The following is an 11,278-nucleotide window of genomic DNA, read 5'->3' on the forward strand; positions in this document are numbered from 1 at the left end:
GCGATCGCGCGATCGCAGAATCCCTCGGAATTGTTTATACTGCAAGGGGGAAACTCACCAACATGGAACAAAAAGTAAAACACCGTCTCTCCCAAGAATTTGGAGAAGACCAAGTATTTCACACAGAAATTCCGGTGAATGTTGACGTAGCACAGGCCGTTGATTACTTTAAACCTGTAGTCTTAAATAACCCCCAAGCCTCCGGTTCAAAAGCCTTTGAAAAATTAACAAAAGAATTCCTCAAACGGTTAGCAAAAAAGGTAAAATCAAAAAGATAAACGCGCAAATTGAGAAGTTTTATGGGACAAGTTTTAACCACCATTAACATGAAGGGAGGAGTCGGTAAAACGACGCTAACAGTGAACCTAGGAACTTGCCTAGCAAGAGACTATAACCAGCGCGTTTTAATCGTTGATTTAGATTCCCAAATTAGTGGCACATTAAGTTTAATTTCCCCCCACGATTTTTCCCGCATTCGCAAAGGCCGCAGAACCTTAAACTATTTAATTGACAAAATCATTCGTCCCTACATCCAGCGCAAATATTTTACAGAAGACATGATTCTCAAAAATGTTTGTAACCTAGAGGGACTAGACCTACTCCCCGGAGATATTGAACTCTACGACGAATACATTTTTGCCGAAACCTTGTATAAAAAAGGGATCGCTGAGGAGAGCAAATTTTCCGAAGTTTGGGGATATTTTGAAGAAAGTTTAATCAAAAAAATATTAATGCCAGTCGTTGACAAATACGACTTTATCTTGTTAGATTGTGCGCCCGGGTATAACTTACTCACTCGTAGTGGCATTGTTGCTAGTAATTATTATTTACTCCCTGCTAGACCCGAACCATTATCCTTAGTGGGAATTCAACTCTTAGAACGACGCATCGAGAAATTGAAAAAGAAATACAATCCCCCGCTTAATGTCGATTTATTAGGGATTTCTTTTATTTTGTCCGGGGGACTTTTTAGCAGTCGCTATTACAACCAAGTCATGCAACGCATCGAAGAAGACTTTGAATCCAAAAAAATCTTTAATACTCGTATCCCCATGGATGTGAATATCGCCAAAGCAGTTGATAGTTTTACCCCTGCTGTGTTACAAACCCCCAATTCTGCGGGGTCAAAAGCGTTTAAAAAATTAACGCAAGAGTTTGTTGAGAAACTTAATGTTCACATTTAAATCTATAGTATTTCTGATAGTTGGAATAAGTGCTGGAATACTTGTTTTTGTAGCTATTGTATCTAATGTACCAGAAGACTTATCTCGTCTCCTACTGAGTATAGCAATAGGGACAATGGGATGTATTATGTTTGTTAATTATGCAACGAATTATTATTCAATCTTTAGAAGGTTTTTATTTAGGTCGAAAGAGTATCCGCGTTTTCCACCAAAACCAGAATCGCTAGTCGTTGGAGTAATTATTGGGTTGGGACTTTTTAGTTCTGAACTGGGGATTTCTTGGCCTGCGATGGTGATCTGCTTCTTCATACTCCTCATTCTACACTATCTCTACACCCCCTGAACAGTTACACTTTTTTTAAGTTAGCTTGTTGCAGTGATTACTATATTCGGTTAATTGACCAAGTGCAAGTCAAAGGAAAATCAGAACAAGTTTCTGTGTTTGAAGTGTTTGATAATGATTCTTTATTTATTCGAGATGCAAAACATAAAAACCGCAGCAATTTTGAGCAAGGGGTGTTATGTTATCATCTTCAAGAATATGAACAAGCTTTGATTTTTTTTAAGATTTGTCTGGAAGAGAACCCTTTTGATCAAGTGGCACAATTTTATGTTAATAAATTAGTTAATTCATAAGAAATCCGGTTAAATACTATTGACGGCTGAATGCTTACGAAAAATTGAAGTTTTAACTGATTGGGATATCTGCTTGTTTTTTGGCTAAAATTGCTACATATTCTAAAGTTTGACCATTAAAAAAGCGACGATGGACATAAGACTGGGTGCAATGTACCGTTAAGTGATTTTTTGCGATCGCTTGACGGTAGAAATTCACAAAATCTGGACAGTTATCTTCACAGTCATAACTGGTTTTGGCCACATTGAACAACACCCAACCTCCATTTTGAATCAAGTTCATCCCTGTGACAAAAGCTTTGACCGGAATATGACCTGCACTCAAGGCCGAACAACAAACAAAACCATTTAATTTTTGTTCTTTGAGAAAATCACGAGTAGATTGTGATAATTGAGTCAAGTCTTCCACAAAATAATTTTGATACACTCCCGGACAATCTCTTTGAGTGGCTTCAGATGCTTCGGGAACAATATCAATGCCAATAATAGAAGTTACGCCTAGTTTAGCAACAGCTTGACCAAATAACCCGCTTCCTGCCCCTAATTCTAAGAGTTTTAAATCTTGCACTGACTCACCCTTATTTTTGACATTTTCAGTGAGTAAAGTCGCCATAACCTCTGGTGAGCGATAGTGTAGTTTCTCTAACGCTAAATAGTTATAAAGCCCCGGAATGCGATAAACTTCTGCATAATCGTGCAGTTTTAACCGACGCTCTTGATCATTTTCTGTAATGAAAAAATATTCTTCATTAATGGGTAAATTTTCGATATTATCCGGTAAGCGAATTTGAAATTTATTTAACATTTTACTTGAATTGTGTTATTAATTATCCTGTGGGAATAGCCAAGGCTTTCCCATTATCACTCGCTCCAATTCGCAACAGAAAAGGAACAGCAATTTTGACCCAATCTTGCGGTTGAATATACTTGGCAGCCTTTTCATCTCCATAAATGGTTTCTAGGGTATCCGTATGGATGGTTCCAGGCCACAGGGAAACGGCGGCCATGCCAGAAGGTAATTCTTGCGCTAAGGCTTTGGTTAAGCCTTCAATTGCCCATTTACTCGCACAATAAGGGGCTGCATTAGCAGTGGTATAACGTCCCCACCCTGCACTAAAATTAACAATAACTCCTTGACTTTTTGCTACCATTTGTGGTAAAAAATGCCGGAGAATATTGGCTACGCCTTTGATATTGATATCAATTACACGGTCGAAAATTTGCCCTTCTATTTCCCACAAGGGTGCAAGTTCGTGGACGATACCAGCATTATTAATGATTAAGTCTAGAGCATCGTATTTTGAGCTTATTTCTTGACTCCACTCTCTGACTTGCATTTCATCTGCAATATCTACAACCGTGAAATGGTGGGGGTTGCCCCATTTTTGTTGTAAAGATGCGATCGCATCTGGGTTCAAAGAACAACCGATCACAGTATGACCCAATTGGATCAAAGCCTCGGTCATCGCACGACCCAGACCCCGACTAACACCCGTAATCAGAATTAATTTTGACATGATTTATCATTAACTTGCAATACAGAAATCACTACACCAATAACTCATAGGTTTCATCCAAAAATATTTGGCATAACCCTCACTCACAACTTCACTACTTTCTCGATACATCAGAGATGGGGAATTATTCACCACATAAAAAGTATGTCCTTGCTCATCAGTGTAAACAGGATTATCAATGGAAGTGTATTTTGTGCCTTCAATGGCTCTTCCTGCATCTGCTGCTACATCAATCACCCATGCGCCAGGTTTCATCGAATCCAGCATTCCTTGGGTAACAATTGCTTTTTCCCCTTCATCAATTTCTACTCCATTAATAAAAATATCATAACTACTAAATTCTCGCCGCATGACATCAAGATTACTTCTTCTGCGTAACAAAGGATCTATATCTTTTTGGGCTAGATATTTCATTGCCCCATAAGCAACATTACCAGCCCCGAAAATAGCAACCACCTTATCTTTTAGAATCCCACCTCGGAGTGTAATCGCGTGCATTGTAGAAGCATAACCCGCTAAAATACTATTTTTACGAGTAATATCTCTCGGCACATTTAAAACTTGTGATTTTCCTTGAGAATGACGAATCGAAATACGATTGGTCACATCAAACACGGTCAGATTTTTCGGTTTAGCACAGTTTTCCATAAAATGCTCCCCAGACCCAAGGGGATGCACCCAACCGACAAGTGTTTGGTTTTCTCTAAAGTATTGATAATCTTCCAGTTGAGGGACTTTAATACAGTAAATTACATCTGCCCACTCAAATAAACTTTCTCTAGAATAACCAGCACCTTTTCCATAAGCTGCATCAGGAATATCTAAAGTTTCTCCATACCCTTGTTCAAACCGACGCTCATCTTCTGAACTACAGTAGGATAAATGTTGTGGCAATAAACCGACTCTTTTTTCATTCGGAAAACTGGGTTTAATATAGCCAATCTTCATTTGTTTTTCTCCAATGATTAAATTTTTTTTATTTTGGTGATCTTTTTGGTTCACCATTTTTGATTATTGCCGTAAACTTAAATCTTTTTATCTTCAATAACTTTTAAAACAGCTTGGGAATTAGTCACAAAACCAAAACATTTTTCTACATTGTAGAATGTAGCTTTTAAACAAAAATCAGGAGACATTGTGGCAGTACAATCTCGGAGTAAAATACAGTCATAGCCAAGGAAACTTGCATTTTGTAAAGTAGCCATCACACATTGATCGGCATTGAGTCCAGCAAATAACAAAGTTGTCTTGCCTAAGTTTCGTAAAATACTATCTAAAGGCGTATTCCAAAAACCACTCATTTCGTATTTATCTACATAAATATCTTCTGGTTTCTGCTCTAATTCCTCAACCACTTCTGCTCCCCAACTTCCCTGCATGAGTACAGGAGCTTGATTGGCTGGTAGAGGGTCTCCTAATCCGATCCCTTCTCCAGTGGGTTTATAAGCGTGTTTACGGCTAGCACTGACATTTAAAAGATCGCAACGATTGCGCCAATTCACCCAAACAATAGGAATCCCCGCAACACGAACTTCTGGAATGAGTTTCTGTAAAGGTTTAATGGGAATACGAGCTTGGCTCACATCTATTCCTGTATGACCCACCCAACCATCAGGATGACAGAAATCATTCTGCATATCAATCACTAAAAAAGCTGCTTTTGCTAAGTCAAATTCAACAGTTTTGGTTTCTGTTTTGAGAGTTAGCAATCGAGAAGTTAGGGGTGGACGGGCGATATTGGCAAAATTAGCGTTAACTTCCCAAGCGTTAGGAGGAGTGCCAATTTGATAGAGAGAATTGTTCATTTCATTTTTTGAAAAGTTATTGTGCTTCCTGAAAACCTCTAAAGACTAATCCTGATGCTTGCTCTTTGTCATTTTCTTGAAAAAAATCGTTTTGATTAAAGATGCCATCATACTTGCCTTCTTTAATTACTGAATTGGGCAACTTTTCCAAAGGTTTATAAGCATGATGTTGCCAATCTTTTTTGTAAGGTTGGCCAGAAATAGTGCTGTATGTAGAATGGAGAATAACTCGAATTTTATCTGTGTTATTAGGGGTAGAAGCGTGAAGAGTATTTGCATGGAAAAACAATACATCTCCTGCTTGCATTTCACAATCTACCACTTCCAACTGTTTTAAAACTTCCTGCATTCTTTCTCGATCTGCTGCATCTGTATCTCCTACTTGGAGATGATTCAAACGCCCCATCTGATGAGATTTTTTGATGACTTGCATACAACCATTTGCTTTTGTATTCTCGGTTATTGCCATAGCACAAGTAACTTGAGTAGGAAACAAGCAACCATAATGATACCAAGTTCCATAACCTTGATGCCAATCTACATTTCCTTGGTTATAAGCCTCTTTTCTCACCAGTTTAGAGTGGAAATGATAACATTCTTCATCCAAAAGGGCTTCAACTCTATCTACTATCCTTGCCAAACGAGGCAAAACACCTAACAATGACTCGCTCAAATGAGCATAAAACATAATTCGATTCAGTTTTCCATTACTCATCCTGTAGGGTGATTCTGCTTTCCATATTTCCGGGTCATTTTCACAAGCCGTTAGCAATGGTTCTAATTCTTCTATATCAAATATGTTGGGGGCTATCAGGTATCCATCTTGATGATATTGAGAAATTTGTTCTTGAGTTAGAGGCATTGTTTGATTTTTCATGGTAAAAAATGATTAATGAACAATTCAATTTTTTCGTTAAATAAGCTACTGTTAGACTTATTTATACTGGACAAAATGAGACTGAAAACTATTGAAGTTACGGCAAAGAGGAATATGCTTGAGTGACTGCTTCAAGTAATTTTTTCGGCAGACGCTGATAGGAATAATCTAAGGAATTGTACTTTTCCCATATTTCCTGATAGCTTTTTCGATCTAAACGAGCATTTTGCAAATATTGGTCAATGGCTTGACCAGACATCCCTTGCTCAACACATTTTTCAAACGCCAGTTTTACTTCTTCAATTTCTCCCACACATTCAAAAGGTTTGTGTTTTCCCAATCCTAACATTTCCTGATAATAAATTTGCATTTGGGGCAGATCGAATAAGTTTTGATGATCGAACATAGTGGCTACCTCCCGTTGATGTTCTGGCTTTAAATAAGCCATAAAAGATAACCATACATAAGCACATTTAGGACAGGATTTACACCAAGGTGGATTGAGATTACAAGAATAAACTTGTTTGATCTGATTATCTTTGAGTTGATTAGACAAAATCCTGTAAACTATTGTATCACTATAGGGTTTGATTAAACTAAAAATTGATAAATTTCTAACCAATACTTCCTGTATATAGGTTTCATAGAGAATTTCACTTTCAGTGGTTTTACACCAAGCATGGTTAACACTTATATCATTTACTTTAAGATTGTCTGATTCTGAGCTTTTCTCGTTCCCATAACAAAGCATCGTGTATTTTTCTTGGAGAATGATCGGCAACACAGAAAAAATTCCAGACGCAAGAGGACTGGGTTCAAAATTACTGTGATGAGAGAGATATAAGTTGTCTATGCCATGGAGTTGAGCAGATGGAGAATTCATAAAAGAATCTATCCAATACAAACGGTGAACTTGATTAATATATTTTTTCCAAAATTTCAGGTGTTGTTCGTTTAATTCAAATAATTTCTCATAATTAGCATAAGTATGTAAATTTGTACTAAAGCTATCAAAATAAATCTGATGTTCGCCAAGTAGAGAAGCCATTAAAAGACTATCTTTACCCCCTCCATTACAAACCAATAAAGGAGTTTTTTTTGGAGTCAAAACTAATGGTTCTGTTTGATTTTCTAAGGAGTCATTTTTGACTAGAATTTCTGGCTTTTTATAGTCAACATTGCCCGACTCATATCTCCACTGCATTAATAATTTATCAACGCTTATCTCCCAAAGTTTTTGTAAACTTTGATTCCAATGGTGAGAGTATTTTCCTAAATCAATATGAGTCACTTTTAAACTTAGAATTTTTAACCCTTGAAACAGGAAAATATGGAAATAAATTTTTTCCATGTACTCTTGAGTATATTGGTCTTCAAGGCGATACAAATCAACGGACGAATACCACAATGTCGTTGTAAATATAATTTCATCGTATTGGTACAAATAAGTAATTTGGTGCTTGGATCGCTTGTAATTTAATAATTTTAGTATAATTTTCATTAGTTTTCATACCTTGAACAGTTAATGAAGAGTTTTATTCCACATACCTACTAAATTCGTAGCATGAGGAGAAGGAAAATATTTTTGAAAAACCCTGTAATAAAGTAATTCTTCTTTACTACTAATGGGTTCTCCACGACATCGAACTTCGGTAAAATCTTCGTCAGAGATAGTCTTATTGGCATAATTATCTAAAAATGTTGAAGATGCACAACCGTGAGCAAATTCCATTTTATCACGCCAGAGAACTTCTGATGGCAAATCATTGGCAAATGCTTTACGCAGTAACCATTTTTCTATGCCAAAACGTTGATAAAGTTTAAGACTGGGTTCTATGGTCATTGCCATTTCTACAAAGTCTGTATCTAAAAAAGGAACTCTCCCTTCTACGCCATGAGCCATTGTCATGCGATCTACTCTTTGTAAGTTAAGATTATGTAATCCTTGAATGAGAGCAATTAATTCTTCTTGCAAAATTTTACCATCATTATAGTTAGCAAGATAACTATAACCTGCGAATAGCTCATCTGCTCCTTCTCCTGTCAGAATTACTTTCACATATTGACTTGCCAGACGAGAAACAATATAGCAAGGAACTGCACTACGAATGAGAGAAGCATTAAAGGACTCCAAATGATAAATAACTTCTGGTAAAAAAGATAGCACTTCTGCTTCGGAGTAAATGTATTCATGGTGGATTGTCCCTAAATGTTCTGCTACTAATCTTGCAGCTTTTAGATCAGGAGCATTGGCAAATCCCACAGAAAAAGAGTGGAGGTGTTCTACATTTTGCTTCATTAACGCTGCAATAATGCTCGAATCTAGTCCTCCACTGAGAAAAACACCCACAGGAACATCAGACATTAAACGTTTGCGGATACTGGCTGATAAACCTTGACGAATTTTGTGTAATATGGTATCAATATCAGTGATAAAATGGTCTGGTTCAGGGAAGGAATAATAGGATTGTAAACCTTGAGTCGAATGATAATAATAGCCATTGGGAAACTCTTTAATTTCTTGTTTCCAAGGGATTAGAGCTTTGATTTCTGAGGCAAAAATTAAATTTGTGCTATCTTCAATATAGTATAGTGGTTTAATCCCTAAGCGATCGCGTGCAACCAAAAATTCTTGCTCATTCCCCAGTATAAAGCTAAACATCCCGTCTAGCTTTCGCGGAAGCTCATAACTAAACTGTTGATAAAGGGGGAGGATGATTTCTGTATCGCTGTGAGTTGAGAAATGATAGGTTTCCTGTAGCTGTTCTCTCCATTGGGGGTAGTTATAGATTTCTCCATTCGCAATTGCGTATAATTGACTTTCTCGGTCATATAAGGGTTGGTGTCCCCCTGCTACATCCATAATAGAAAGACGATTATGCCCTAAAATAAAATTATTTTTACGAATATTTCCTTGATCGTCTCTGCCACGATGAATTATACTTGACAAAGATGTTGCCAACTCCTCTTCTGTTATTAAATTTGAACCAAAACATCCAACGATTCCACACATAAAGTTTAAACTGAATTAATCATTAAAAATGCTTTATTCACTCTATCTATTTTTCATTCTTTAAATAAGCCGGAAGTTGTTTATTTTTAATGTCATTTAAGTATTCGTCTTGCCAATCAAATTCTGGATTATCAGCCCCTAAATACCACATCGTATTATTATCTACATAGGGACGTTCTTTAGACCGATAAGCCATATTCAGAGAGATTCGACAACCTTTCGTGACGGGTTTTACACGATGTAATAATCCCATAAATTGCCCAAAAACGCTACATCCGACTTCATGCTTGATTGAAAGAATTTTTTCTGGTGGAATTTCTCCATCTCGTTGTAATTCTGCTAAACCGACATCTGAATGACCTTGATAAACTTCCAGTTCACCTCCTTCTAAGTCTTCTATGACGAGAGGGATAATTTCTGCCATCGGAGTCCCATCATAGTGCCAGTCAGTTGCACCATCTGTTGGACTCATGTAGGTCAAACTGGAGGTGATCACAGAGAGAGGATAAGGTTCTAAAGGGGTTTGTGCTAACTCCTCTAGTTGTGCTAAATGTTGAGGGTCATGGTGTAGTTCGAGAATTTCAGGAATGTATTGCTGTGCACCTCGAATATAGGTATGATTTTTGTGCATATTGTGAGCGAGTTCCCTTTTTAGTTCTAAGGCTTTTTTTCTAATGGTGGATAACCAAGAATTGTTGTAGTGATGACGATATTTAACAACTCCTAAATTGGAGACTTTCCAAAAGGTGGGTACACCAATAATTGAGTCTTTATCATACTGTTGTAAAATTTCTACCATGTTCTAAGTCCTTGATGTTCTAGTGATATGATATAGCATTTTCAAACGAAACGTAAACATTGATGGTATATAAAGTTTTAAATCTGGGCGGTGCGTCAGTCCGAAAAATCTAGGTTTTAGTTCTTATATTTGTAGGTCTGACGCACCCTACACAAGTTTGACTTTTGTTTTGACTTTTGTATTGTCTTAGGTATCGACAGAGAGTGCCAATACTTTTTCTAGATTTTTAACGCTAGGAAATTGCTGATTTAAAAAAAAGTCTTCAATTTTTCCGGGTTCTCGAATAATGTCTATTTCTCCATCGCTATAAGCGACTTCTGCTGGATAATTGTGTAAAGCAAAATTAGTAACACTATGATTAAAGCCATACGCACCGCAATTGTAAATGACGATGCGATCGCCTATTTCGGTATTCGTCGGCACTTCCACGTCTTCAACCATGACATCCAAAGGGGTTGGGAGTTTTCCAGCAAGGGTGACTTTCTCGGTATTTTGTTTTTCTTTTCCAATGACATCCATAAATTTATTGGCTCTTTTCATCGATGTCCTTAATAAGTGATGCACCCCACCATCAAGGATAAAAAACTTTTTCCCTTGAGATGTCTTAATGTCCACAATTTCTGCGACATAAGACCCTGATTCACAAACAAGATAACGCCCTAATTCAAAAATATACTGGTATTGATAAGGATTCTGCTCACTAATGCTTTGCATTTGTTGACCAAATGCTTGAATATCAAAGGCTAAATCAACATTGTTATAAGGAACACCCATTCCCCCACCAAAATCTACGATAGAGATAGGATAGCCTTGACTTTTTAACTTATTGGCAATGTTAATCGTATTTTGACAAGATGCAACTAATTGTTGATAATCTAGTACATTACTTTCTGTAAAAATGTGAATCCCCTTCAGGTTGATGTGGGGAAGAGATACAATTTCTTTGAGTGCCTCTGACACATTTTGTTCATCAATCCCAAATTTACTAGCATTGGTACTAATGAGTTGAACAGGTGCATTGGGTTCTGTCTCAATATTACAATTATTCCCCCCTTGCTGGACTTCACAACTATAACTGGTGCGATATAGGGGGTTCACTCTGACTAATATATTTTGTGTGATTCCAGTTTGCTCTGCCACAGTGTTTAAGCGACGCGCTTCGTTCACGGATTCAACGACAATTAAACTGATCTCCTGTTTAACAGCAAAAGATAATTCTTTTTGGGTCTTTCCAGGCCCGGTAAAGATAATTTGATCGGGACGAAAACCACTTTTTATGCTGGCCACTAACTCACCAATTGAACTAATATAGCATTTTTATTGGAGTTGTAAACAAAGAGGTCAGAATGGAGTAAAATTAAAATATCGAGAATTCAGGAAAATTGTTATGGAAAGTCAACAAGAACAATATATTCAAGAATTAAATGAATGGATTAAAAAAAATCCA

General features: G+C 37.0%; 11 protein-coding genes and 1 pseudogene. 3 read left to right on the forward strand and 9 right to left on the reverse strand.

Annotation, left to right across the window (positions count from 1 at the left end):
• The 3 genes and pseudogenes from PN462_RS16065 to PN462_RS16075 all read left to right on the forward strand — a co-directional run.
• A pseudogene (locus PN462_RS16065) lies at window positions 1-278 on the forward strand (ParA family protein); the annotation flags it as partial.
• A gap of 21 nt (window positions 279-299) precedes the next feature.
• The gene (locus PN462_RS16070; protein ID WP_272129829.1) at window positions 300-1,184 is read left to right on the forward strand and encodes a ParA family protein; all 885 of its coding nucleotides are present in this window, start codon (window positions 300-302) and stop codon (window positions 1,182-1,184) included.
• Window positions 1,185-1,589: 405 nt separating this feature from the next.
• Entirely contained in the window at window positions 1,590-1,820 is a 231-nt protein-coding gene (locus PN462_RS16075) for a hypothetical protein (protein ID WP_272129830.1), read from the forward strand.
• A 52-nt stretch (window positions 1,821-1,872) separates the two neighbouring features.
• On the opposite strand, the gene PN462_RS16080 is transcribed toward PN462_RS16075, so the two are convergent.
• The 9 genes from PN462_RS16080 to PN462_RS16120 form a co-directional block, all read right to left on the reverse strand.
• A complete protein-coding gene (locus PN462_RS16080) occupies window positions 1,873-2,625 on the reverse strand; it encodes a class I SAM-dependent DNA methyltransferase (RefSeq protein ID WP_272129831.1) in 753 nt (250 codons plus the stop codon).
• Between the two features lie 22 nt (window positions 2,626-2,647).
• Window positions 2,648-3,337, reverse strand: a complete 690-nt coding sequence (locus tag PN462_RS16085) for an SDR family oxidoreductase (RefSeq protein ID WP_272129832.1) — start codon at window positions 3,335-3,337, stop codon at window positions 2,648-2,650.
• A 9-nt stretch (window positions 3,338-3,346) separates the two neighbouring features.
• Window positions 3,347-4,342 (reverse strand): hypothetical protein, encoded by a 996-nt coding sequence (locus PN462_RS16090; protein ID WP_272129833.1) that lies wholly within the window; start codon window positions 4,340-4,342, stop codon window positions 3,347-3,349.
• Window positions 4,343-4,362: 20 nt separating this feature from the next.
• The gene (locus PN462_RS16095) at window positions 4,363-5,142 is read right to left on the reverse strand and encodes a cysteine hydrolase family protein (protein ID WP_272129834.1); all 780 of its coding nucleotides are present in this window, start codon (window positions 5,140-5,142) and stop codon (window positions 4,363-4,365) included.
• 16 nt (window positions 5,143-5,158) lie between these two features.
• Window positions 5,159-6,019, reverse strand: a complete 861-nt coding sequence (locus PN462_RS16100; RefSeq protein ID WP_272129835.1) for a phytanoyl-CoA dioxygenase family protein — start codon at window positions 6,017-6,019, stop codon at window positions 5,159-5,161.
• Window positions 6,020-6,116: 97 nt separating this feature from the next.
• On the reverse strand, window positions 6,117-7,370 hold the full coding sequence (locus PN462_RS16105; RefSeq protein ID WP_272129836.1) for a hypothetical protein: 1,254 nt from the start codon (window positions 7,368-7,370) through the stop codon (window positions 6,117-6,119).
• 171 nt (window positions 7,371-7,541) lie between these two features.
• The gene (gene asnB, locus PN462_RS16110) at window positions 7,542-9,032 is read right to left on the reverse strand and encodes an asparagine synthase B (protein ID WP_272129837.1); all 1,491 of its coding nucleotides are present in this window, start codon (window positions 9,030-9,032) and stop codon (window positions 7,542-7,544) included.
• A gap of 46 nt (window positions 9,033-9,078) precedes the next feature.
• On the reverse strand, window positions 9,079-9,831 hold the full coding sequence (locus PN462_RS16115) for a hypothetical protein (RefSeq protein ID WP_272129838.1): 753 nt from the start codon (window positions 9,829-9,831) through the stop codon (window positions 9,079-9,081).
• Between the two features lie 186 nt (window positions 9,832-10,017).
• The gene (locus PN462_RS16120) at window positions 10,018-11,139 is read right to left on the reverse strand and encodes a diaminopimelate decarboxylase family protein (RefSeq protein WP_334310467.1); all 1,122 of its coding nucleotides are present in this window, start codon (window positions 11,137-11,139) and stop codon (window positions 10,018-10,020) included.
• Window positions 11,140-11,278 lie beyond the last annotated feature (139 nt).

This window comes from Spirulina sp. CS-785/01, assembly GCF_028330525.1.
Lineage (GTDB): Bacteria > Cyanobacteriota > Cyanobacteriia > Cyanobacteriales > Spirulinaceae > JAQMSD01.